The sequence below is a fragment of the Burkholderia sp. FW306-1C-G01B genome (genome assembly GCF_058781685.1).
In genome coordinates, this window is record NZ_JBYSWZ010000009.1 from 208362 (window position 1) to 232689 (window position 24328).

The 24328-nt window shown below is 69.3% G+C and carries 13 protein-coding genes and 1 pseudogene; 5 read left to right on the top strand and 9 right to left on the bottom strand.

The annotated features are described in order from the left end of the window. Window positions 1-30 precede the first annotated feature (30 nt). The 6 genes from AC3WLY_RS19675 to AC3WLY_RS19700 all read right to left on the bottom strand — a co-directional run bounded on the left by AC3WLY_RS19675 (window position 31) and on the right by AC3WLY_RS19700 (window position 14267). The gene (locus AC3WLY_RS19675) at window positions 31-8091 is read right to left on the bottom strand and encodes an amino acid adenylation domain-containing protein (RefSeq protein ID WP_492332707.1); all 8061 of its coding nucleotides are present in this window, start codon (window positions 8089-8091) and stop codon (window positions 31-33) included. 19 nt (window positions 8092-8110) lie between these two features. Beyond that, complete coding sequence (locus AC3WLY_RS19680; protein ID WP_492310381.1) at window positions 8111-9874, bottom strand: carbamoyltransferase family protein; 1764 nt, start codon at window positions 9872-9874, stop codon at window positions 8111-8113. Between the two features lie 53 nt (window positions 9875-9927). Next, on the bottom strand, window positions 9928-10923 hold the full coding sequence (bioB, locus tag AC3WLY_RS19685; protein WP_425132456.1) for a biotin synthase BioB: 996 nt from the start codon (window positions 10921-10923) through the stop codon (window positions 9928-9930). Between the two features lie 40 nt (window positions 10924-10963). Next, entirely contained in the window at window positions 10964-11947 is a 984-nt protein-coding gene (locus tag AC3WLY_RS19690; RefSeq protein WP_072443234.1) for an NADPH:quinone oxidoreductase family protein, read from the bottom strand. 2 nt (window positions 11948-11949) lie between these two features. Next, a complete protein-coding gene (locus AC3WLY_RS19695; protein ID WP_492310382.1) occupies window positions 11950-13116 on the bottom strand; it encodes an FAD-dependent oxidoreductase in 1167 nt (388 codons plus the stop codon). A gap of 101 nt (window positions 13117-13217) precedes the next feature. Continuing rightward, entirely contained in the window at window positions 13218-14267 is a 1050-nt protein-coding gene (locus AC3WLY_RS19700; RefSeq protein ID WP_492310383.1) for an aminotransferase class I/II-fold pyridoxal phosphate-dependent enzyme, read from the bottom strand. Between the two features lie 117 nt (window positions 14268-14384). On the opposite strand from AC3WLY_RS19700, the gene AC3WLY_RS19705 reads away from it, so the two are divergent. Then, a complete protein-coding gene (locus AC3WLY_RS19705; protein WP_310137396.1) occupies window positions 14385-14843 on the top strand; it encodes a hypothetical protein in 459 nt (152 codons plus the stop codon). Window positions 14844-15277: 434 nt separating this feature from the next. Next, window positions 15278-15455, top strand: a pseudogene (locus AC3WLY_RS19710) (transposase domain-containing protein); the annotation flags it as partial. 103 nt (window positions 15456-15558) lie between these two features. Here AC3WLY_RS19710 and AC3WLY_RS19715 read toward each other — a convergent pair. Next, window positions 15559-16653, bottom strand: a complete 1095-nt coding sequence (locus AC3WLY_RS19715; protein ID WP_072443240.1) for a potassium channel family protein — start codon at window positions 16651-16653, stop codon at window positions 15559-15561. Window positions 16654-16737: 84 nt separating this feature from the next. Beyond that, the gene (locus AC3WLY_RS19720; RefSeq protein ID WP_492310384.1) at window positions 16738-18072 is read right to left on the bottom strand and encodes an NAD(P)/FAD-dependent oxidoreductase; all 1335 of its coding nucleotides are present in this window, start codon (window positions 18070-18072) and stop codon (window positions 16738-16740) included. Window positions 18073-18297: 225 nt separating this feature from the next. Between AC3WLY_RS19720 and AC3WLY_RS19725 the strand changes: the two genes are divergently transcribed. Continuing rightward, the gene (locus tag AC3WLY_RS19725; protein WP_072443244.1) at window positions 18298-19152 is read left to right on the top strand and encodes a helix-turn-helix domain-containing protein; all 855 of its coding nucleotides are present in this window, start codon (window positions 18298-18300) and stop codon (window positions 19150-19152) included. Between the two features lie 107 nt (window positions 19153-19259). Continuing rightward, window positions 19260-20927, top strand: coding sequence for an ATP-binding domain-containing protein (locus AC3WLY_RS19730; RefSeq protein ID WP_492310385.1), 1668 nt, complete (start codon window positions 19260-19262; stop codon window positions 20925-20927). 56 nt (window positions 20928-20983) lie between these two features. Here the strand turns inward: AC3WLY_RS19730 and AC3WLY_RS19735 are convergent, their stop codons facing one another. After that, the gene (locus tag AC3WLY_RS19735; protein WP_492310386.1) at window positions 20984-22543 is read right to left on the bottom strand and encodes a methyl-accepting chemotaxis protein; all 1560 of its coding nucleotides are present in this window, start codon (window positions 22541-22543) and stop codon (window positions 20984-20986) included. 230 nt (window positions 22544-22773) lie between these two features. Between AC3WLY_RS19735 and AC3WLY_RS19740 the strand changes: the two genes are divergently transcribed. Continuing rightward, entirely contained in the window at window positions 22774-24288 is a 1515-nt protein-coding gene (locus AC3WLY_RS19740) for an MDR family MFS transporter (protein ID WP_492310387.1), read from the top strand. The last annotated feature ends 40 nt before the right edge of the window (window positions 24289-24328 follow it).

A 24328-nucleotide genomic window follows, 5' to 3' on the forward strand; every position in this document is an offset into this window, starting at 1 on the left:
TTGATGTCCCCGTGTCTGTGCGCGTGATGCTCAACGGCGCAGCGACGCCTCGAGGCGCGCCAGTTCCGCGTCGACGTCGTCCGCCGCCTCGTCCGCCGCCTCGTCCGCCGGCTGTCCCGCCGCCTGCCCCGCCGCCTGCCCCGGATTTCCGGCCCCGGCCGCCGGCACCGGCTCGTCCGCCGCCGGCACGCGTTCCGCCTTCAGCCGCTCGAACAAGAAGTCGGCGCCGAGCTCGACGTTGCCGTAGTCGAACGCGAAGGTCGCGGGCAACGACAGCCGCAGGTCGCGCTGCACCTTGCTGCGAAACTCGACGGCGGCCAGCGAATCCAGCCCGAGCTCCAGGAAGCCGCGGGTTGGCGCGACCTCCTCGGCGGTGCGGCCGAGCATCACCGCGATCTGCGCCTGCAGATAGGTCGCCAGCGCGTCGTGCAGGGCCGGCAGCGCCAGCGCGTCGAAGCGGTCGCGCACGTCGTGGGTCGCGACGGGCGCGGCGTCGGCCGCCTCCTTCGGGAACCAGTCGGCGAGCAGCTTGCACACGCCCTCGGACGGTTCGGTCTGCGCATAGCGCTGCCAGTCGTCGTTGCCGATCACGACCGTGGCCACGTCGGCGCGCCGCGCCGCTTCGACGTACTTGAGGAGTTCGTCCGGCGACAGCGCCTGCAGACCGCGCGCGGCCGTCTTGTCGCGATGCGCGCGATCGAGCGCGGCCGCCATCCCGACCTCGGCGAACGGCCCCCACTGGATGCTCGTGGCCGGCAGCCCGAGCGTGCGGCGGGCGCCGGCGAGCGCGTCGAGGTACGCGTTCGCCGCCGCGTAGTTGCCCTGCCCGGCGGTGCCGAACAGCGCGCTGATCGACGAGAAGCAGACGAAGCAGTCGAGCGGCGCGTCGAGGCTCAGCGCATGCAGGTTGAGCGCGCCCGCGACCTTCGCGTGGAACGGCACCGCGAACTCCGCCCACGACTGGCCGCCCAGCACTCCGTCGCGCAGCGCGCCGGCCGCGTGGAAGATGCCCTTCAGCGGCAGCGGGCCGGACAGCACGGTCTCGTGCCATGCGGCGCGCAGCGCCGCGAGATCGGCGACGTCGCAGCGGGCCAGCTCGACCGTGCAGCCCTGCTTGCGCAGCGCGTCGATCGCGGCGGCCGCGGCGGCGTCAGGGGTGCCGCGCGACATCAGCACGAGCCGCTTCACGCCGGCCTGCGCGAGCTGCTGCGCAAGGCGCAAGCCCAGCCCGCCGAGCCCGCCCGTGATCAGGTAGCTGCCGTTCGGCTCCAGCGGCGGCGCGTCCCGGCGGGCCGGCTTCGCGCGCGCAAGGCGGGCAACATGCACCGCGCCGTCGCGGATCGCGAGCTGCAGTTCGTCCGGCGCGGCGTGCAGCAGCGGCGCCAGCGCCGCGGCCGGGTCGGCCGTCGCGGGATCCAGGTCGATCGTGCGGCAACGCCATTCCGGATGCTCGGCCGCGACCACGCGCGCAAGCCCGGCCAGCGTCGCCTGTGTCGCGCGCTCGACGTTCAGCGTGCCGCCCGGCTCCTGCGCGCCGCGGGTGACGAAGCTCACGCGGGCCGGCCTGCCGACCTGCGCCAGCGCGCCGACGAGCGCGAGCGCGCCGCCGCACAGCCGCTCCTGGACCGCGAGCGGGTCGGCCGGCGTGTCGGCCTCGGCACCGAGGTCCAGTGCGCGCAGGTCCACGACATGCAGCGTGCCCTTGCCCGCACGCGCCGCGACCGCGCGCAGCGCTTCGCGCCATGCCGCCTCGCTCGCCGGATCGGCCAGCGGCACGGTCAGGTCGTCGCCGGCGTGCGATGCCGCATCGACCTGCACGCAGCGCACTCCCGCGCCGCGCAGCCGGGCAGCCAGCGCCGCGCCGGTTCCCGCGCCGTCGCCGACGACCAGCACGCAGTCGTCGGCCGGCAGCGGCGGTGTCGCCAGGTCGTCGAGGCGCTGCCAGCGGGTCGCGAACAGGCGATCCGTTCCGTCGCCCTGCAACAGCGCGTGCACCGCGCCCCGATGCAGGCGGCGCACCTCGAAGCCGCGCACGTGCGCGATCACGCGCCCCGAATCCTCGAACACCCGGATATCCGCGGTCACGCCGTTCTCCTCGCCCTCGCCCTGCCGGACGATCCGCGCATGGACCCACAGCCGGTCGGTCGCGGGGCGTCCGTACAGGCGATAGCTGTCGATGCTGAACGGCACGTAGATGTAGTCGGTCTTGAGCAGCTCCTCGGTCGCGAACTGCCAGCAGCTGTTGAGCAGCTGGAAGCCGGATTCGACGAGGCCGGCGTGGAACGGCCCGTCGATCGGTTCGAGCAGCGCCGGCAGGCGCGTGCGGCACAGCGCCTCCGCGTCGCCCCGCCAGATCTCGTCGATCCAGCGGAACGAATTGCCCGTGTCCATGCCGGGAATCCACACTTTCGAATAGAAGTCGGCGCCCGACAGGTAGTCCGCACAGCGCGCCTTGACCGCGTCCAGCTCCGATGCGTCCGGGGCCGGCGGCAACGCGCGCGGGCCGCGAATGCTGCGCGCCTCGACGTGGAGGGTCCACGCCGCGTCGTCGGCGGGATCGCGTTGCGGCGCGAGCGTGACCATCTCGATCGCGTGCGACTGGCCGGCCGCCGCCGGCCGCATCACGATCTGCACCGTGCGCCGTCCCGCCTCGGGCATCACGAACGGCCGCAGGAACAGGATTTCGTCGACGACGCAGCCGGCTTCGCCGTAGACCGCCTCGGCTGCGGCCAGGAACATTGCGATGTGCGACGCGCCGGGCACGACCATCGCGCCGAACAGGCGATGGTGGTCCACGTAGGCGGGCCAGTCCGGGCGGAATTCGGCCTCGAAGCGCACCTCGGCCGAGCGCGGCAGCTTCAGGCGCCGGCCGAGCAGCGTGTGCAGGCCGCCTTCGTCGGACGCCGCGTGCCGGTGCGCGGACGCATCGGCGTGCTGGCTCGCATCGACCCAATGGCGCTTGCGCTGGAACGGATAGGCCGGCAACGCGACCTTGACCGGCCGGTCGACGCGATGCAACGCTGCCCAGTCCAGCGCCGCGCCGCGCACGTACAGCGCCGCCGCGCTCTCCAGCATCTGCTCCACCTCTCCGCGTCCGGGGCGCAGGCTCGCCAGCAACACCACCTCGCTGTCCAGCCCCAGCGTCTGACGCGCCAGCGCCGTCAGCGTCGGACGCGCTCCGATCTCCAGCACCACATCCACGCCCTGCGCCGCCAGCGCCTCGATCCCCACGCCGAACCGCACCGGCGCGCGCGTATGCTCGACCCAATACCCCGCCGTCCCCACTTCCGCGCCCGCCATCGCGCCGCTCACGTTCGACACCAGCGGCAGTTGCGGCACCGACAGCCGCGTCGCCTTCAGCACCTCCTCGTACGCCTCCAGCATCGGCTCCACCAGCGGCGAGTGAAACGCGTGCGAGCCCGGCAGCAGATCCGTGCGCACCCCGTCCTGCGCCAGCCGCGCACGCAGCGCCTCGATCTGCGCCGACGTCCCCGCCACCACCTGCTGCGACGGCCCGTTCAACGCGGCGATCACCAGCCCGCCGCCCTGCTCCGCCAGCCGCTCGCGCAGCGTCGCCGCATCCAGCATCACCGACAGCATCGCCCCGCCTTCGCAACGGCCCTGCATCAGCCGCCCACGGCTCGCCACCAGCTTCAGCCCCGCTTCCAGCGTCAGCACCCCCGCCGCCTGCGCCGCCATGTACTCGCCCAGGCTGTGACCCATCACCACCTGCGGCGTCACGCCCCACTCCTCCCACGTCCGGCGCAGCGCATACCCCAGCGCGAACAGCGCCGGCTGCGTGTAGTCCGTGCGGTCCAGCAGCGCCGTCGACGCCCCGAACAGCACCTCCAGCAGCCCCACCTCCAGCTCGCCTTCCAGCAGCCTCGCGCAGTCGTCCAGCGCCGCCCGGAACACCGGCTCGCGCTCGTATAGCTCACGGCCCATCCCCGCGTATTGCGAGCCCTGCCCCGTGAACAGCATCGCCACCCGCGGCCGGCGGTTCCGGTACACCCCGCGCAGCAGCGCCGGCTGCTCGCCGCCCTCGCCGAATGCGCGCAGCCGCGACACCAGCTCCGAGCGCTCGCGCACGACCCACGCAGCGCGCTGCTCGAACGCGCTGCGTCCCGTGTTCGCCGTGTAGCAGATCGATGCCAGATCCGCCGAGCCCTGCTCCACGAACGACGCATAGCGCGTCGACAGCGCGCGCAATGCCTCCTCGCTGCGCGCCGACAGCGTCAGCACCTGCGCGCCGCGACCCGCGACCGCCGCTTCGCGCGCCACCTCCGGCGCCGATTCCAGAATCGCGTGCGCATTCGTGCCGCCGATCCCGATCGAACTCACGCCGGCCACCCGCACGCCGCCCTCGGGGCGCCACGCGCGCAGCTGCGTATTGACGAAGAACGGGCTTGCGTCGAACGGAATGTCCGGATTGGTCTGCGTGCAGTGCAGGCTCGGCGGGATCTCGCCGTGAAATACCGTGAGGACCGCCTTGATCAGCCCGGCGACGCCCGCCGCCTGATCGAGGTGTCCGATGTTGGTCTTGACCGAGCCGATCGCGCAGAAGCCGGTGTCCGCGGTCGACGCGCGGAATGCCTGCGTCAGCGCGGCGATCTCGATCGGATCGCCGAGCGGCGTCGCCGTGCCGTGCGCCTCGACGTAGCCGATCGCACGCGGATCGATGCCGGCCGCCGCGTGCGCCTCCATGATCGCTGCCGCCTGGCCGTCGACGCTCGGCGCGGTGTACCCGACCTTGCCCGAGCCGTCGTTGTTGATCGCGGTCCCCTTCACCACCGCGTAGATGCGGTCCCCGGCCGTGAGCGCGTCGTCGAGCCGCTTCAGCAAGACCACGCCGGCTCCGCTGCCGAACACCGTGCCCGCGCCCTGCCGGTCGAAGGCGCGGCAGTGGCCGTCCGGCGACGCGACCATCCCTTCCTGGTACAGGTAGCCGACGCGATGCGGAACGTGGATGCTGACACCGCCGGCGAGCGCCGCGTCACACTCGCCGCGCAGCAGGCTTTGCGCGGCCAGATGCACGGCGACCAGCGAAGTCGAGCAGGCCGTCTGCACGTTGACGCTCGGGCCGCGCAGGTTCAGACGGTAGCTGACGCGCGTCGGCAGGTGATCCTTCTCGTTGCTGATGCGGATCTGGAAAGCCGCCGCGGGCGCCGAGTCCGATTCGAGCGACGCGAGAACCGACTTGTGATAGCCGCTCGCGTCCGTGCCCGCAAATACGCCGATCCCGTCGCCCTCCTTCTGCGGATCGACGCCCGCATCCTCGAGCGCCTGCCACGCGCATTCGAGGAAGATCCGCTGCTGCGGATCGAGCAGCTCGGCTTCGCGCGGGCTCATGCCGAAGAAGGTCGCGTCGAACGCGTCGATGTCGTCGAGCACGAAGCCCGCGCGCACGTAGTTCGGATCGGCGAGCAGCGCGGGCGAGACGCCGGCCGCGCGCAGCTCGGCTTCGCTGAATTCCGTGCGCGATTCGACGCCTTCGCGCAGGTTGCGCCAGAACGCGTCGACGCTCGACGCGCCCGGCACCCGCACCCCGATCCCCACCACCGCGACGCTCGCCGAGCGCGCCGGCGTCTCGCCCCGGCTGCGTCTGCGCGGCCGGCCGGCGGCGCCGGCCGGCTGGCCGTGCGCGTCGAGATGGGCGGCCAGCCCGGCCACCGTCGGATTGCGGAAGAACTCGACGCGCGGCACGCGCATCCCGAACGCCTGCTCGATCTTCTGCTGCATCTGCAGCAGCAGCATCGAATGGCCGCCGAGATCGAAGAAATTGACGTCGACGCCCACCTCGGGCGTGCGCAGCACGTCCCGCCAGATCGCCTGCACGCGTTCGAGCGTCGATCCGGCCGCCGCGGCCTGCGGCGCGGGCGACGCCGCACGTGCGAGCGCCGGCAGCGCGTTGCGGTCGACCTTGCCGTTGTCGGTCAGCGGCACCCGCTCGATGGACACGAACGCCGCCGGCATCATGTAGTCGGGCAGCGTGCGGCGCAACGCGTCGCGCCATGACGCCGAGCGGTCCGTGGCTGCGCCGTCGTCGTGCACCACGTAGGCGACGAGCCGCTGGTCTTGCTCGTCGACGCGCTCGACGATGGCAACCGCCTGGCGTACGCCCGGCAGCGCGGTCAACGCGGCCTCGACGTCGCCCAGCTCGATCCGGAAGCCGCGTAGCTTCACCTGGTTGTCGAGCCGCGCGAGCCAGCGGATCGCGCCGCTCGCGCTCGCCCGCACCAGGTCGCCGGTGCGATACAGCCGAACCTTGCGGCCACCGTCGAGCGTCGCTTCGACGAAACGCTCCCGCGTCAGCGAATCGCGGCCGTGGTAGCCGTCGGCAAGGCCCGCGCCGCCGATATACAGCTCGCCCGCCACGCCGGGCGGCACCGGTGCGCCATGCGCGTCGAGGATATGCAGGTGCACGTTGCGCAGCGGCGCGCCGATCGCCACGAAACCGTGATCCCGGACTTCGTGCCAGGTCGCCCACACGGTTGCCTCCGTCGGCCCGTAGACGTTGCACAGGCGGCCCACCAGCGGCCGCAGCGCGCGAGCGAGCGGTTCGTCGAGCGCTTCGCCGCCGCACACGGCGGTCAGGTCGGGCTTGCCGCGCCATTGCGCGGCGACCAGCATCCGCCAGGTGGCCGGCGTTGCTTGCAGCACGCGTGCCTGCGCCGCGTCGATCCGGCTCGCCAGCGCCAGCGGGTCCGCCGTTTCGTCGCGGCTCGCAAGCCACACGCGCCCGCCGGCGACGAGCGGCACGAACAGCTCCGCGAACGCGATGTCGAACATCGGCGTGGTCACGGCCAGCCACGTCTCGCCGGCCTGCAGGCCGCTGCGCTCGTGCATCGCGAGCAGCAGGTTGACGGCCGCGCGATGCGCGACGCGCACGCCCTTGGGCTGCCCCGTCGAACCCGACGTGTAGATCACGTAGGCGATCGCGGACGGATCGTCATCGCTGAAATCAGTGCCCGCGCCGTCGCCAGGCGCGCCTTCCAGCAGCGTGTCCAGCGCCACCTGCGGACGCGCCGGCGCACCGTCGGCCGCCGCCTCGGCGATCACGAGCCGGACGTCGGCGTTCTCGAGGATGAAATCGCGTCTCGCGGCCGGGTAACCGGGGTCCAGCGGGACGTACGCGCAGCCGGCCGTCATCACGCCGAGCAGCGCGCCGAGCAAATCGACGCGACGCTCCACGCACACCGCCACGCGCTCGCCCGGCTGAACGCCTTGCGCGCGAATCTCGCGGGCGACCCGCGCCGCCCGCTGCAGCAGTTCGCGATAGCTCAGCCGCTGCGTCGCCGTCTCGACCGCGATCGCGTCCGGCGTGCGCGCGGCGGCCGCCCGGATCAACGCGCTGACCGTCAGATCGGGGATCTCCGCCACCGGGCCGCGCAGCGTGTCGCACCACGCGGCAAGCGCAGGCGCCGGCCACAGCGGCAGCTCGCCGACCGGCGCGGCCTCCGCGTCCGACAGCGCCGTGGCCGCACCAAGCCAGCTCGTCAGCATGCCTGCGATCGTCGCGGCTTCGTAGCGATCCTCGTCGTACTCGCATTCGAGCGACAGGCCCTCCGCGCGGCGGATCAGCATGAAATTGAGCTCGCTGTCGACGAACAGCGCGTCGGCGTCATCCAGCGCCGCCTCGGACAACGCCGCCTCGGGAAGATCGGCGGGCAAGCCGGCGAACGACACCGTCACGGGAGCAGGCACGCGCTCGGCGTCGTGCAGCGCGCGCTGGTCGAGCGCGCCACGGGTCGCGCGCAGCAACGCATCGGCCGGCGCCTCCGGCGCGACGTCGAGCGTCAGTCGCGTGCGCGCCGGTTCGTCCTGCGCGTCGGCCTGCGTGATCAGGTCGAGCGGCACGCTGCGCTGGTCCGCGTAGCGGGCGAGCGTCATGCCGAGCCCCGCGAGCCAGAGTGTCGTCTCCGCGTAGCCGTCCTGTCGAGCGCGCTTGCCGGCCGCCTCCGCCGCCGCGGCGGGCACGGGCATGTCGTGACGCATCCTGCGGTAGCGGGGCGTGACCGGCGCGGGATAGTCGCGCGGCAGGTCGAGCGGTACGGGCGCGTGCGTCGCGGGCGTCGTCGTGTGTGCGTTCATGGTCGTGTCGTCGTTATCTTCAAGCCTTCAGCACTGCCAGGTAATTACCGATCACCAGCGCGTCGAGGCGCGCTTCGCGGAACGTCTCGACGGCCTCCTCCGCGGTGCGAACGATCGGCTGGCCGCGCACGTTGAACGAGGTGTTCAGCAGGATCGGGATGCCCGCCGCATGCTCGAACGCTTCGAGCAACTGATAAAAGCGCGGGTTGCGGTCGGCGAACACCGTCTGCACCCGCGCGGAGCCGTCGCAATGCGTGACGGCCGGCAACGCGTCCCGGTGCGCGGCCTTCACGCCGGTCACGTAAAGCATGTGCGCGAAGGTATCCACTTCGCCCGCCCTGACGTCGAAGAATTCCGGCGCGCGATGGGCCAGCACGGCCGGCGCGAACGGCCGGAAATCCTCGCGCTTCTTCACCAGCGCGTTGACGCGCGCGCGCATCGACGGCGAGCGCGGATCGGCGAGGATGCTGCGATTGCCGAGCGCGCGCGGACCGAATTCCATCGCGCCCTGGAACCAGCCGACGATCTGCTCGCGCGCGAGCAGGTCCGCCGTCGCGCTCGCCAGTTCCGCCGCGTCGTCGAAGCGGCGCACGTCGAGCCACGGCTTGTCGAGCGCCGCGCGGATCGCGCCGTCGTCCTCGTGCGTGCCCCAGAACGGCATGCTCATCGGCTGCATCACCGCATCCGGGTCGTGCTCGCTCTGCACGTAGAGCGCCGCGCCGAGCGCCGTGCCGTCGTCGCCCGAAGCGGGCTGCACGAAGGTGCGCCTGAACAGCCGGCTGCGCAGCACGACGCCGTTCGCGGTGCAGTTGAGCGCGACGCCGCCCGCCATGCACAGGTGGCGCGCGCCGGTGCTCGCCTTGAAGGTCCGCAGCGTATGCAGCGTCGTGTTCTGCAGCACGGCCTGCAGCGCGGCCGCGAGATCCATGTGAGCCTGGGTGATCGGCTCGTCCGGCAGGCGCGGCTTGCCGAACAGTTCCTCGATGACGCGCGACGACGCGCGATAGGTCGCCATCTCGAGCGGCGTCTCGTTCAACTGAAGGACCGGAATCGTGTAGAAGCCATCTTCCTGCAGGCGCACCAGCTCGCTCAGCTTCGCGAAGTACGGGCGCGGATCGCCATACGGCGCGAGTCCCATCACCTTGTATTCGCCCGAGTTGAAACGGAACCCGAGGTGCAGCGTGAACAGCCCGTACAGCACGCCGAGCGAATGCCGGTGCGACACGCTCGCGACCCGGGTGAGGCGGCCGTTGCGGCCGGTCCAGATCGACGCGCTCTCGGTCTCGCCCATTCCGTCGGAGACGAACACCAGCGCGTCGTCCATGCCGCTCGGGTAGTAGGCGCTGGCCGCGTGCGCGAGATGGTGAGGCACCTGTACGAACTTCTCGTCCCACGGCCCGTCGCCCCAGCGTTCGCGCAGCACGCTCAATTGCGCGTCGCGCGACTGGACCTGCTCGAACTCCACGCGTGCATCGCCCGACTGCGCCAGCGATGCGGCGACAGCATCGTAGGCAAAGCCGTGCGCGATGCGATCGACCTGGTCGAGCCGCAGGCCCGCCTGGGCCAGCACCGCGTCGATCGCGCCGGCCGGAAAGCGCTCGGTGCCCTTGTGACCCGTGAAGCGCTCTTCCGCCGCCGCGCCGACGATGCCGTCCGGGCCGACGAGCGCCGCGGCAGCGTCCAGCCCTTGCGTGATGCGCAATTCACGGCGCTGGATATCCGGGTAGTGCTGCTCGCGAAACGCAATGGCGCGGTCCAGCCCGCTAATCCCAAGGACATGCATGACGGCCCCTCGTAAAGTGATTCGAATGGTGTCGGGTCGACACGGACGCCGGGTCAGCGCGCGCCCAGTCTCGTAATCAGATGCTCGTCCCGCTCGAGCGTCGGGTTCGGGGTCGTCAACAGCCGGTCGCCGACGAATACCGATCCGGCGCCGGCCAGGAAGCACAGCGCCTGCAGTTCGTCGCTCATGTGCTCCCGGCCGGCCGACAGGCGGACCACCGATTCCGGCATCAGGATCCGCGCGACCGCGATGGTGCGAACGAACTCCAGCCCGTCGACGCCGTCGGCGTCGGCCAGCGCGGTGCCGGGAATCCGCATCAGCGAGTTGATCGGCACGGACTCGGGATGGACCGGCAGGTTCGCGAGGGTCTGCAGCATGCCGATGCGGTCGTCGCGGGTCTCGCCCATGCCGACAATGCCGCCGCAGCACACCTTGAGGCCCGCGCCGCGCACGTGATCGAGGGTCTCGAGGCGATCGTCGAGCGTGCGCGTACTCGCCACCGTCGGGTAATACGCCGGCCCGGTGTCGATGTTGTGGTTGTAGAAATCCAGCCCGGCTTCCGCCAGCCGCTCGGCCTGCGGCCCGGTCAGCATGCCGAGCGTCACGCAGGTCTCGAGGCCGAGCGCCTTCACGCCCTTGACCATGTCGCACACGCGCTCGAGATCCCGCTCGCGCGGGCTGCGCCACGCCGCGCCCATGCAGAACCGCTGCACGCCGGCCGCCTTCGCGGACGCCGCGGCAGCCAGCACCGCATCGAGATCCATCAGCTTGCTGGCCGGCAGCATCGTGTCGGCATGCACCGACTGGCTGCAATAGCCGCAGTCTTCCGGACATCCGCCGGTCTTGATCGACAGCAGCTGCGAAATCTGCAGCGGACGTCCCGCATGGAAGCGGCGCTGGATCGTCTGCGCGTCGTACAGGAGATCCGTCAGCGGCGCGGCGAACAGCGCCGCTATCTGTTCGTGCGTCCAGTCGTGCCGGACGGCCGCGTCGGCGCTCCGCCCGCCTGCGCACGCGCGAACGCCGTCCGACGACGTGTCATGACTCATGTGAACGATTCCGTTGATTGAAATGAAAATCGGACGGCAGTCAGTTCCGCCCGGTGCTCAGCACCACCTTTCCGGCCACCTTGCGCTGGCGCAGCAGCTCGATTGCGTCCGCCGCCTCCGACAGTTCCATGACGCGCGACACGTGCGGTGCGAGCTTGCCGGCCTCGAACCAGCCGAACAGCGTGGCGAACGCCTTGCGCACCCAGTCCGGCCGGTTCGCCCGGTAGTGCCCCCAGTAGAAACCCATCACGTCGCAGTTCTTGACCAGCAGCAGGTTCGCCGGCACGCGCGGGATCTCGCCGCTCGCGAAACCGATGACGACGATGCGCGCCTCGGGCGCGACCACCCGCAGGCTGGTGTCGAACGCGGCCCCGCCGACCGGGTCGTACACGACGTTCACGCCCTTCCCGCCGGTCAGCGCCTTCACCTGTTCGCGGAAATCGTCCCGGCCGACCTCGATCACGTGGTGCGCGCCGTGGCGACGGGCGGCCGCCCGCTTGTCCTCCGAGCTCGCCACCGCGATCACCGTGGCACCGAGCGCCCGGCCCACTTCGACAGCGGTCAGGCCGGTGCCGCTGCCCGCGCCGTGCACCAGCAGCGTCTCGCCCGCCTGCAGCTTCGCGCGCCACGTGAGCGCGCCGTACGACGTGCCGTAGGCGATGGCGAAGCCTGCGCCGGTCGTGAAATCCATCGACGCCGGTATCCTGAACAGGTTTGCGGCAGGCAGCACGACCTCGTCCGCGAAGCCGCCCCACGCGAGGATGCCCATGACTCGCTCGCCGACCGACACCGACGTCACGCCGGGCGCCGTCTCGACGACCGTGCCCGCGATTTCGAAACCCGGCACGAACGGCAACGCCGGCTTGGTCTGGTAGCGCCCCTCGACGATCAGCGTGTCCGCGAAATTGATGCCGCACGCATGCACGTCGACCCGCGCCTCGCCCGCCCCGAGCGGCGCCGGCGTCACGTCCCGCAGCGCGAGCGCCCCGGTGCCGTCATAGGCTTCACATACGATCGCGCGCATGATCAAGCCCCGGCCGGCACGTCGTCGGCGCGCGCGCCCCGACGGCCATCCTGCTCGATGCCGGCCGACCCGGCCGACAGCATCTGCTCGACCCGTTCCGCAGCCTCGAGCGCGCATCCCCACGACAACGTCACACCGGCCCCACCGTGCGCGTAGTTGTGCAGGATGTGTGTGCCCGGCACTGCTTCGAGCCGCACGTTGCCGTGCCTGAACGGCCGCAGCCCGGCCCGCACCGGCTCGTCCGGATCGATCTCGACGTTCGCGAGTGCGGGCATGAACTCGATGCCACGCCGGTACATCCGCCGGATCGGCTCGTGATTGTCGAACCCGATGTCGGTGCTCCATTCGTCGGCTTCCGCGATCGCGCCGAGCACGATGCGGTCCTCGCCGCGCGGCACGAGGAACACGATCTCGTCGACGCCCGTCACGTGGTCATGAGACACGCAGTGCGCCTGATCAAGGCGCGGCATCTTGCTGCCGTCGTTCACGAGGCGGATCACGGCGCCGCGCAGCGGATACATCGGCTCGCCGCTCAGTTCGGCCGCCCCGAGGCCCGCGCAGTTGACGATCGCATCGACGCCGAAGTCCGCCTTCAGGCGCGCCTCGTTCGCCTGCAGGTCGCCTTCGATCCGCTGCTGGACGACCCGGATGCCCTTTGCGATCACCTGGCCCAGCAGCCAGGCCATGTAGACGTCCGTATCGACCATCGGCGCGAGATGGCAATACGCGTCGACGAGTCCGATGTCCGGATTCACGCCGTTCTCGCGGATCAGCGACGGGTCGCGCCGGAAGCCCGGCACGTGCTCGCGGATCTCGTTCATCTTCTCGAGATGGAGCGCGTGCTCCTCGATCCTGTTGCGGAAATAGAAATTGACCGGGCGGATGTAGACGCCCGTCGCCGGATCGGCCGCGAGCGTCTCGAACGTGCGGAACGACACCATGCACCAGTGCTTCGAGCGCTCCAGCGAAACCTCGTCGTCGTGATAGCCGCAGACGGCGGGCGGCCATTCCCACAGGGCGCCGGCCACCACGGACGTGATGTTCGGCGCGAATTTCTCGCCGACGACCGTCACGCGGATGCCGCGCGCGTGCAGGCACAGCGCTGTCGTCAGGCCGGCCACGCCCGCGCCTATGACGAGCGCGTGCCCCTTCTCTCCAGATACCCTCATGTCTTCTCCATGAATCGGCCGCTCCACGCGACCCCGAGGCGGCCGACAGGAAGCAGCACTGCCGGGCGCGCCGCGCCCGCCGCACGCACGACTGCGGATGATCAGCTGCCGGCCGGCGCGTCCGCGCGCGCAACGCGCTGCCGGATCACCGTCGCGAGGCGCTCGATCTCGTCGTCGGGATGGCCCGCGGTGATCAGGACGCGCAGGCGGGCCGTGCCGCGCGGCACCGTGGGCGGACGGATCGCGGTCACGAAGAAGCCTTCGTCGGCAAGCATGCGCGATGCGTCCAGCGTGGCCCTCTCGTCGCCGATGATGATCGGCACGATCGGCGTCTGCGGCTCCGGGATGCCCAGCGACGCCGCGAACGCCTTCGCTTTCGCGAGCGGCCGTCCGACCAGCGCCGGATCGGTCGCGATGATCTCGAGCGACGCGATGGTCGCCGCGACCGTCGCCGGGGGTTGGCCCGTCGTCAGCCCATAGGTACGCGCGCGGTTGCGGATCAGGTCGATCACTGGGGTCGACGCCGCAAGGTAGCCGCCGTAGCTGCCCACCGCCTTGCCTAGCGTGCCCATCTTCAGGGGTACGCGCGCGTCGCGCCCGGTCGCGAAGGTCGCGCCGCGCCCTTGCCCCACCACACCGATGCCGTGCGCGTCGTCGGACATCACCCATGTGTCGAAACGATCGCCAAGCGCGACCAGCGCCTCGAGCGGCGCGATGTCGCCGTCCTGCGAGAACACGCCATCGGTCAACAGGATCGCTTTGCCATGTGCGCGCCGGTGCTCGTCCAGCAGCGCCTCGACGTGGGCGAGGTCGTTATGCCGGAACGCGACGGTCCGGCCGCGCGACAACTGCGCGCCCGCCCACAGGCAGCCGTGCGCCAGTTCGTCGATGAGGATCAGGTCCTCCTTGCCGACGAGGGCCGGAACGATGCCCGAGTTGGCGAGGTAGCCCGAGCCGAACACGCAGGCGGCCTCCGTGCCCATCAGGCCGGCGAGCCGCGCTTCGAGATCGGCGAACAACGGGTGATTGCCCGTCACGAGCCGCGACGCGCCGGCACCGGCCCCATAGCGGCGAATCGCGGCGATCGCCGCTTCCTTCACCGCCGGATGCTGGGTGAGATTGAGGTAGTCGTTGCACGAGAACGAAAGCAACCGGCGTCCGTCCCGGCGGATCCAGATCCCTTCACTTCGATCCGTTTCCGTGAGGACGCGACGCAAGTTCGCTGCGCTCAGTTCCGCGAGCTTTTGCTCTGCAAATGAATCAAGCGAATGAGTCACTGGGCCCCTCTCTTCCCGAAATTCGGTTCAATGGACATGTGCGCCGCGGTGCCCGTGCATCCGGCCATAGGTGACGCCGTGCACGCCCCGGCGCCTCGCTGCCACGGAAAAACACGGGATATTTCGATGAACACGGATACGAATACACATCGGTGCAAAGCCCCTTCCATCTCTTATTCATTTGCAACTGGCGCATCGACCCCGCAAGTCAACTCATACAGAGGTGCCTTGTTTGCTTTGCGCCGGCAACTTTCGCGCAATAAAAAAATTTCGGATTCGATCGTTTTACGACGCATCCTGACAAAAGCGTTTTTGCAACAAAAACAAGATACCGGCAAGACGTCAGGCACTCGCCAGCGCTCCGTGGAATCGGGCTTGTCGATGATGTCAGTGTCACATCACCCGGCAATTTTGCTTTTGATATCTCTCAGATTATTGATTTTTGAATAATTTTTATGAGTGAACCGGTACCAGCAAGCCACAAACTGCGTTGCCCGGCCACCGGCCTCTGCACTGTTTAGCGAATTGAAAAACGGGAAATGCACACCAGAACGGCGCGCACCAAAACGCCGACCGATAGACTCCGGGAGTTCTTCAACGGAACATTGCAATAATGAAGCGACCCTCTGGCGATATTTTAAATCTTCTTGAACTGCAAACTCATCGAGACGACAAGGTAGTACACAGCGTTTTCAAAGTCAATCTCATTAACAATCTTCATGTCGCGCGCGCGAGCGCGAACATTAAACTCAATATTTAGGGGATTTGATTTGATTTTGTTTTCAATCCTGCATGGCGAAATTACAATTCGACAAGCCCTGCGATAAATAACAGGCAATTGACTTGAAATTCGATTCAAACAGCGTGATTGACACCGTCAAACGATGTTCTCCGATACGGTCGCCGGCGCGCGGGCCAGTCAACCTGTACTCCCTCGTCGATACCTGCAAAGCGAACGATGTCGAGCCGCACCGCTACCTCGTCCGGCTGTTCGCAACGTTGCCGCTTGCCACGACCGTCGACGGCTACGCTGCACTCATGCGTTGGGTGATGCCCGCCGGCCCCGAACTCCGCGGGGCGGCGTTAAAAGAAGCCTACTTCCAGACAAGGACGTCGCAAACGGATCGCATACCTAAATATCCATGCTCTACAAAAACAAACATCCTCAAGCATCCGGATCCGGAATCCGCGCCGACTGAATCACGACCAGCGTGTCCCCCGCCTCGATCCGGCATGGCGGATCTTCATAAAACGACTGGATCTTCCCGCAGCGATCGAGCCCGACCACGATCGCGCCCGGCACGACATTCGTCATGCAGCCGATCTCGTGCGGCAGCGCCTCGCGTTCGATCAGCGTCGCGCGCCCGCGGGTCGACAGCATGTCGTTCACGAACGGCACGATATAGCGGCTATGCACCGCATCCGCGAGCAGCAACGCGCCGATCTTCGTCGACGACACGATCACGTCCGCACCGGCCTGCCGCAGTTGCCGCTGGTACAGGTTCTCCTGGATCCGCACGACGATCTTCGTGTCGGGCGCGATGCTGCGCACCGACAGCGTCAGCAGGATCGCGGTCGGATCGTCGGTCACCGAGATGATCACGGCCTTCGCCGCGCGCACCTGGGCCTGCTGGAGCAGATCCTCGTGCGCGGGATCGCCGAGCAGCCCCGTCACGCCGAGCGACGTCGCGGCCTCGAGCGCCTGCTGCTGCGCATCGATCACGATGATCGTCGCGGCATCGACGCCGCTCTCGAGCAGCTCGCGCACGGCGATCGACCCCGACAGGCCGTAACCGCACACGACGATGTGATCGGACAATTGCTTTTGCAGGCGTTTCATGCGGAATTCCTCGATGACGCGCTGGATCACGAACTGATACGCCGTGCCCAGGAAAATGAACCAGATGACGATGCGGATCGGCACGATGAAGAACGCATCGATCAGGCGGGCGCGCGCGGTGACGGGCACGATGTCGCCGTAGCCGACCGTCGCGACCGTGACCATCGTGAAGTACACGAGATCGGCGACGGTCATCGGCGTGCTCTTGGTCGAATCGCGCAGGCCGTCGCGATCGAGATACAGCACGAGGAACGCGAGCATGCACAACAGCGCGACCGCACCGACACGAAACAGCAGCGTGCGCCGCGGCGACGTCGCGGGACGCGTGAACAGCATGCGCGCACGCGGCGCCTGCCACGGGTTGCGGGCGCGACGCAGGCGTGAGCGCAACGAACGGCGCTGGGCGGAAGGCGAGGCCAACGGGGAATCTCCTGAAGGATGCGGGCTCGATTCTACGACGGGAAGGCAGCGATCCGGCCCGACGCCATCGCATCGATTCGTCCGTTACAGCATGCTGCGCGGCCGCACCATCGTCCCGTCGACGAAACGCTGCGCACGAAACGCCGACAGGTCGAGCGACGGCGCACCCGTGTCGATCCATTCGGCGAGCAGCCGGCCGACGATCGGCCCCATCGCGAAACCGTGACCGCAGAACCCCGTCGCGATCGCGAGCCCCGACGGCGCGCCCGGCGCATCGATCACCGGAATGCCGTCGGGCAGCACGTCGATCAGGCCGGCCCATGCCTCGACGATCTGCGCGTCCTTCAGCGCGGGGAAGATCGCCTTGAGCTTCGCGAGCGCGCGCGGCGCATGCGCGCGATTCGGCTGCGGCTGCGGATCGCGCGGCTCGATCGGCCCGGCCGCGCCGTTGATGCGCGCAAGCACATCGCGCCACGCGGCCGAATTCACGTGCAGCCGGAATTTGTCGCGCTGCGACCAGAACTCCGGCCAGAACAGGCTCAACCCGCGCAGGTGGCCGAGCGTCAGGTCGACGTCGACCTGCATGTCGTCGGCGAGATTGATCGCGCCGTTCTTGCGCTGCCGGATGCCGAGGCCGTGCCCCCACACCGTCGACGCCGATACCGGCGGCACCACGTTGGTGCGCATGCAGGTGCCGCGCACGGCCTGCTGCGGCAGCCGGATGCCGACGCCGTCGAGCAGCCTGAAACTGGTCGCGCCGGCCGCGCAGATCACGCGCCGCGTGCGGATCGTGCCGCGCTCGGTCGCGACGCCGACGACCGCGCCGCCGGCCGTCTCGATCGCCGTCACGCCGCAGCCTTCGAAGAAGCGCGCACCTGCCTCGGTTGCACGCGCGGCGAACGCCGCGGCCACGCGGCGCGGCTCGGCCTGCCCGTCGGTCGCGGTATACAGCCCGCCGAGCGTGCGCGCCTGCGGCGAAAGGCCGCTGACGCGCTCGTCGATCTGCGCGCGCGTCAGCGTGCGCGTATCGAGACCGTGCTCGCGCGCGACGGAGAGCCACGCGTTGAACGACGCCCAGTCCGTTTCGTTGTCCGCAATATAGAGACAGCCGCCCTGCCGCCATTCGAGATCGAAACCGAGGGTTTCCTCTAACCCCTCCCAGATCCGCATGCCGGCCATCATCAGCGGCACTTCGGCGGCTTCGCGCCCCTGCTGCCGCACGAAGCCCCACGCGCGTGTCGACTGCTGTCCGGCGATGCGCGACTTGTCGAGCACGACGGCCTTCAGGCCGCGCAGGCCCAGGTAGTACGCGGCCGCGCAGCCCATGATGCCGGCGCCGGCGATCACGACGTCGGCTTCGGCCGGAAGCGCCGTTTCGGCGCGGGTCAATGCATCGTGCAGCGGATAGGTTGTCGTCATTGCTTCCTGTCAGGCGTCAATACATTCGAGATACGGCCGCTCGCGGTAACGTCGTGACACACCTTTCACACAAACGCACCTTTCGCGACACTGAATGACGACCATTTTGCGGTAAAGTTATCTTTTCCGCGCGTGGCCGGTCGGCTCGCCATTGGACGTCATGAAGACTGTCCGTCGAGACTGCCGCAAGGCGTCGTTCTGAACGTCACGATCCGTTCCCGTAGCATGACCACTGAAGCAATCACCACGGATTCCCTCGCGGTCGCCGAGCGCGTGCGCGAGCTGATGACCCGCAACGGCATCGGCAAGCGCCAGCAGACCACCGAGCTGTGCCGCATCCTCGACCTGAGTTTCTCGCAAGGCCACCGCAAACTGCGCGGCAGCAGCCCCTGGACGCTCGCGCAGATCAAGAAAGTTGCCGAAGCGTACGGCGAACCCGCCGCCCAGCTGTTCGGCGCGCAAACGCTCGACCCCGGCATGGTCGGCGCCTGTTCGCAGGAAGCCGTACTTTACGCGGGCGTCGCCGAGATTCCGTGCACCGCATGGATCGGCGCGCCGCTCGAAGCCGGCGCGCGCCCCGAGTTCGTCGCGTACGAACAGAACGGCCGCTGGCGCGTGCTGCGCCACACGGGCGTGCTGTACCAGAACGCGTACGACGTGCACAAGATCGAAATCTATCCGCGCCGCGCGGAGAGCGACAAGCTCGTCGTCGCCGTGATCGATCCCGATCGCGTCAGCGCGACCGAGCTGTGCCGCTATCTCGAACGGCAAGGTTTCGCGACGGCCGCGTTCGACGGCCTCGCGCCGTTCGTCGACGCGCTGCAGGGCCAGGCTTTCGATGCGGTGCTCACCGAATGGCTGTTCGACGACGGCACGGCCGCGACCGCGATCAAGGCGGTGCGTACGTCCGACAACCCGGGCGCGCCGATTTTCGTGCTGACGGGCGACCTGCTCACCGGCCGCGCGAGCGAAGTCGACATCAGCGAAGTGATCCGCACGTTCGACGTCGTCTGCTACGAAAAACCCGCGCGCATGGCGATCCTCAGCGCCGATCTCGCGAAACGGCTCGCGCGCGGGTAGCTTCCGCCCGCCTCCGCCCCTCTCCCGGACGGCCAGCGTCCGTGCGGCCGTGAACAGGTTCCTCAGTACAATAGCCGCACCTGTTCACGCCTACGCCGCCCGACTCCATGGCCCGCCTCATTCCCGACGACTGGAAAAGCCTCGCCGCGACCGGCGCGGCCGAACGCGAGCGCGAAACGCTCGCCGCGCTCGAACACGTGCTGCCCGACACCTACACCGTGTACCACGGCGTGCACTGGACGCGCGCCGACCAGGCCTTCTCGGTGTTCGGCGAGGCCGCGTTCGTCGTCGTGAGCCCCGCCGGCCGCGTGCTGCTGATCGAGCAGAAGGCCGGCTTCCTGCGCGAAACGCCGAAGGGGCTCGTGAAGGTCTACCTGCAGACCGAGCGCAACGTCGCGATCCAGCTCGCGCGCACGCAGGAAACGCTGCACCGGCGCCTGACAGCCGCGCTCGGCGCGGGCGTCTACGGCGTCGAGGCGCTGCTGTACTGCCCCGACTACTCGATCCGCCAGGCATCGATCGCCGGCGTCGCGGCCGACCGCATCGTCGACGCGTCGCGCAAGGCGCAGCTCGCGCAGGTGATCCTGCAGATCCTGCCCGAGGACGACGAACGTCTCCCGAACGCGCCGAAGCTCCACCATTTCCTCGCGGACGAGCTCGCGCTCACGCCTGACACGAGCGCGCTCGTCGGGCAGGCCGGCACGCTCGTCACGCGGCTGTCGGGCGGCCTCGCCGCGTGGGCGCGCCAGCTCGAATTCGCGCCGTTCCGGCTGCGCGTCACCGGCACGGCCGGCTCGGGCAAGACGCAGCTCGCGGTGCAGGCGATGCGCGATGCGGTCGCGGCCGGCAAGCGCGTGCTCTACGTGTGCTTCAACCGGCCGCTCGCCGACTACATCGCGCGCATCGCGCCGCCCGGCGCGAAGATCGCGAACTACCACCAACTGTGCGACTGGGTCGCGCGCGACGGCGGCTATACGCCCGACTTCCAGGTGCCCGGCGAATTCGAGCGCCTCGAGGCGCGCTTCGCACAGGCGCCGATCGCCGAACGCTGGCGCTTCGACGTGCTGGTCGTCGACGAGGGGCAGGATTTCCATGCGCCGTGGGCGGCCGCACTGGAGCGTTTGCTGGCGCCGGACGGCGCGTGGTGGTGGCTCGAAGATCCGCTGCAGAACCTGTACATGCGCGAGCCCGTCGCGCTGCCCGGCTGGGTGACGCTAAAGGCACTGACGAACTACCGCAGCCCGCGCGACCTGCTCGACTTCGTGCGCGACGTCGTCGGGCGCGTCGAGCCGCTTGCGACCGAGCTGCGCTCGGGCAGCCCGTTCGACGGGTCCGATCCGTCGGTGTCGGCATACGGGGAAGTAGGCATGTCGGGCGACGCATTGGCGCAAGCCTGCATCGACGCGACCAAGCGCGCGATCACGCACGCGCTGTCGCTCGGCTTCCGCAAGCAGGACATCGCGGTGCTGTCGTATCGCGGCCGCGATGGCTCGGTGCTCGCGCCGCTCGACCAGCTCGGCCCGCACCGGGTCAAGAGCTTCACCGGCAAGTACGACCTGTTCGGCAACCCCGAATATCGCGAGGGCGATGTGCTGCTCGATTCGATCTACCGCTTCAAGGGCCAGTCGGCGCCGTGCGTGATCCTCACCGAAGTCGACTTCGACACGCTCGACGCGCGTGCTGCGCGCAAGCTGTTCGTCGGCGCGACGCGCGCGACGATGAAGCTGCTGATCGTCGCGTCGTCGCGGGCGGCTGGGCAGCTCGCGGCGGGTTGACGCAACGGGCGGGCAGCCGGCAGGCGAGTGCCCGCCGCGTCGCCGCCCGTTATCGATCAAGCTACCCGGAACGCCCCCACCGCACGACGCAACCCGTCAGCCTGCTCCTCCAGCGACGACGCCGCAGCCGCGGCCTGCTCGACGAGCGCCGCATTCTGCTGCGACACCTGATCCATCTGCGACACCGCGCGGTTCACCTGCTCGATCCCGTCGCGCTGCTCGTTCGACGCGGCCGCGATCTCGGTCATGATCCCCGTCACGCGCCCGATCGCCTGCTGGATGTCCTGCATCGTCGCGCCGGCCACGCCGACGAGCCGCGAGCCGTTCGCGACGCGCTCGACCGATTCGCCGATCAGCGTGCGGATCTCCTTCGCGGCGGACGCCGAGCGTTGCGCGAGCGTGCGCACCTCGCCCGCGACCACCGCGAAGCCGCGGCCCTGCTCGCCCGCGCGCGCGGCTTCGACCGCCGCATTCAGCGCGAGGATGTTGGTCTGGAACGCGATCCCCTCGATCGTGCCGATGATGTCGGCGACCTTCTGCGAGCTCTGGTCGATCTCGTTCATCGTGCCGATCACCTCGCCGACCACCGTCGCGCCGCGCGTCGCGATCTCGCTCGCGCTGTCCGCGCACGCCTGCGCCTCGAGCGCATGGTCGGCGTTCTGCTTCACGGTCGCGGTCAGTTGCTCCATGCTCGCGGCCGTCTCCTGCAGCGCGGACGCCTGTTCCTCGGTGCGCTGCGAAAGATCGGTGTTGCCGGCCGCGATCTGGTGCGTCGCCGTCGAGATCGCTTCCGAACCCTGGCTGACCTGGCGCACCGTGTCCGCGAGGCTGCGCTGCATGCCCGTCACGCCCTCGACCAGTTCGGCCATCTCGTCGCGCGACGACCAGCGCACTTCCGACGTCAGGTCGCCGTCCGACAGTCGGCGGAAATGCGACAGCAGCCGGTTCACCGGCTGCGTGATCGCGTAATGCAGGCCGATCGCGCAGCCGAGGCACGCGGCCAGGCCGAACGCGATGCCCGCGATCGCGCCGGCGCGCATCCAGCCGTAATAGGTCTGCGCGGTGTCGTAGACATCCTTGCCGCGCGCCGCCTGGTAAGCATCGAGCGCATCGGTCGCCTGCGTGAGCGCGACCGACAGCGGCGGCGCGACCTGCATCAGCAAGCGGTCGGCCTCGTCGCGCCGGCCGTCGCGGATCGCGTCGATCAGCGGCTTCAGCGCCTGCCCGATCAGCGCCTGGCGCGCGGCGTCGAGACGGCTCGCGAGCGGGCCTTCGTCGCCGTCGTGCGGCATCGCCGCGTAGCCGCGCCACGCGGCGTCAGCCTTCGCGAGATAGTTCTCGGCCTTCTTGACGAGATCGGGCACTTCCGGCGCTTCCGGATGCAGCAGCGCGCGGTCGAGCGTCGTACGCACGATCGTCAGGTTCAGGCTCGCCGCGGACAACGCAGTCTTCGCCGCCAGTTGCTGCGTATAGGCCTCGTCGAGCGCGCGGTTCGAGCTTTGCATGCCGGCGAGGCCGATCAGCCCCGACACGACGAGCAGCGCGGCGACGAGACCGAGCGTGGAGAAAATCCGCGTACGGATCGAGAAACGGGAAAACAGGGCGTTCAGGTTCATGACGGGACGTGAGCGATGAAAAGTGCCGCGGCAATCGGTCCGCGGCACTCTGGATTACGGTTTGCCTGCAGAAAACTTGAGTCCGGCCCCGCTTTCTGTCTGATCCCGATCAATTTTTCGCACCGGCAATCTCCTGTTACGGCTGCAACATATCGAGGCTGGGCAGAAATTGACTAGTCAATCACTGGTCGTTATATTTCGACCAATTCCCTGCCATGGCAGATATCTCGATGACAACCGACACCCTCCTTACTCCGCCGGCCGCCGAGACGGCCCGCCGCGACGCGCCGACCGGGCTGATCGTCGCCGCGCTGCTGCTCGTCATGCTGCTGTCCGCGCTCGACCAGACGATCGTGTCGACCGCGCTGCCGACGATCGTCGGCGAGCTCGGCGGGCTCGACCAGTTGTCGTGGGTCGTCACCGCGTACCTGCTGTCGTCCACCGTCGTGCTGCCGCTGTACGGCAAGCTCGGCGACCTGTACGGCCGCAAGATCGTGCTGCAGGCCGCGATCGTGCTGTTCCTCGCCGGTTCCGCGCTGTGCGGCGTCGCGCAGGACATGACGCAGCTGATCGTGCTGCGCGCGCTGCAGGGGCTCGGCGGCGGCGGCCTGATGGTCGTCACGATGGCCGCGATCGGCGATCTGGTCCCGCCCGATCGCCGGGCGCGCTACCAGGGGATGTTCGGCGGCGTGTACGGCCTCGCGACGATCGTCGGCCCGCTGCTCGGCGGCTTCCTGGTCGAGCATCTGTCGTGGCGCTGGATCTTCACGATCAACCTGCCGCTCGGTTTTCTCGCGCTCGCCGTGATCGGCATCGCGTTCCGGCCGCACAGCGCGCACGTGAAGCACCGGATCGACTACATGGGCGCCGCGTTCCTCGCGACGGCCCTCACCTGCGTGATCCTGTTCACCAGCGAAGGCGGCTCGCTGCTGCCGTGGACGTCGCCGCAACTGTGGATGACGCTCGTGCTCGGCCTCGTCGCGATCGGCGGCTTCATCTACGAAGAACGGCTCGCGGCCGAGCCGATCGTCCCGCTCGAACTGTTCCGCCATCGCACGTTCGTGCTGGTCAGCCTGATCGGCTTCGTGGTCGGCACCGCGCTGTTCGGCTCGGTCACGTTCATTCCGCTCTACCTGCAGGTCGTGAAGGGCTCGACGCCGTCGCAGGCCGGGATGCAGTTGCTGCCGATGATGGGCGGGATGCTCGCCATGTCGGTCATTAGCGGCCGGCTGATCTCGCGGTTCGGCTCGTACCGGATGTTTCCGATCGCCGGCACGCTGATCGGCGGGATCGCGCTGGCGCTGCTGTCGACGCTGTCGCTCGATACGCCGCTGCAGACGATGTACGCGTACATGGCGCTGCTCGGGATCGGCCTCGGGATGGTGATGCCCGTGCTCACGCTCGCGGTGCAAAACACGGTCGAGTTCCGGCACATGGGCGTCGCGACATCGGGCGCGACGCTGTTCCGCTCGATCGGCAGCTCGATCGGCGTCGCGGCGTTCGGCGCGCTGTTCTCGCACGGGCTGCAGGCGCGGATGCTGCAGGCGCTGCCGGCCGGCACGGAGCTGCCGCCCGCGCTCGGCCCCGGTGCCGTGCACCAGTTGCCGGACGCGGTGCGCGACGCGTACCTGCATGCGTTCGCGGGCTCGCTGCATGTCGTGTATCTCGCGGCGGCGACCGTGGTCGCGATTGCGTTCGTGCTCGCGTGGTTCGTCGAGGATGCGCCGCTGCGCAAGCACAACTGATCGGCATGCGAGCCGCGCCGCGGCCGGCACTGGAAGCGCG

Bases quoted from the DNA above. Each gene is read 5' to 3' on its own strand.
- AC3WLY_RS19675 (WP_492332707.1), bottom strand. From the start codon at position 8,091: ATGAACGCACACACGACGACGCCCGCGACGCACGCGCCCGTACCGCTC.
- AC3WLY_RS19680 (WP_492310381.1), bottom strand. From the start codon at position 9,874: ATGCATGTCCTTGGGATTAGCGGGCTGGACCGCGCCATTGCGTTTCGC.
- bioB (WP_425132456.1), bottom strand. From the start codon at position 10,923: ATGAGTCATGACACGTCGTCGGACGGCGTTCGCGCGTGCGCAGGCGGG.
- AC3WLY_RS19690 (WP_072443234.1), bottom strand. From the start codon at position 11,947: ATGCGCGCGATCGTATGTGAAGCCTATGACGGCACCGGGGCGCTCGCG.
- AC3WLY_RS19695 (WP_492310382.1), bottom strand. From the start codon at position 13,116: ATGAGGGTATCTGGAGAGAAGGGGCACGCGCTCGTCATAGGCGCGGGC.
- AC3WLY_RS19705 (WP_310137396.1), top strand. From the start codon at position 14,385: ATGAGTCACTGGGCCCCTCTCTTCCCGAAATTCGGTTCAATGGACATG.
- AC3WLY_RS19720 (WP_492310384.1), bottom strand. From the start codon at position 18,072: ATGACGACAACCTATCCGCTGCACGATGCATTGACCCGCGCCGAAACG.
- AC3WLY_RS19725 (WP_072443244.1), top strand. From the start codon at position 18,298: ATGACCACTGAAGCAATCACCACGGATTCCCTCGCGGTCGCCGAGCGC.
- AC3WLY_RS19730 (WP_492310385.1), top strand. From the start codon at position 19,260: ATGGCCCGCCTCATTCCCGACGACTGGAAAAGCCTCGCCGCGACCGGC.
- AC3WLY_RS19735 (WP_492310386.1), bottom strand. From the start codon at position 22,543: ATGAACCTGAACGCCCTGTTTTCCCGTTTCTCGATCCGTACGCGGATT.
- AC3WLY_RS19740 (WP_492310387.1), top strand. From the start codon at position 22,774: ATGACAACCGACACCCTCCTTACTCCGCCGGCCGCCGAGACGGCCCGC.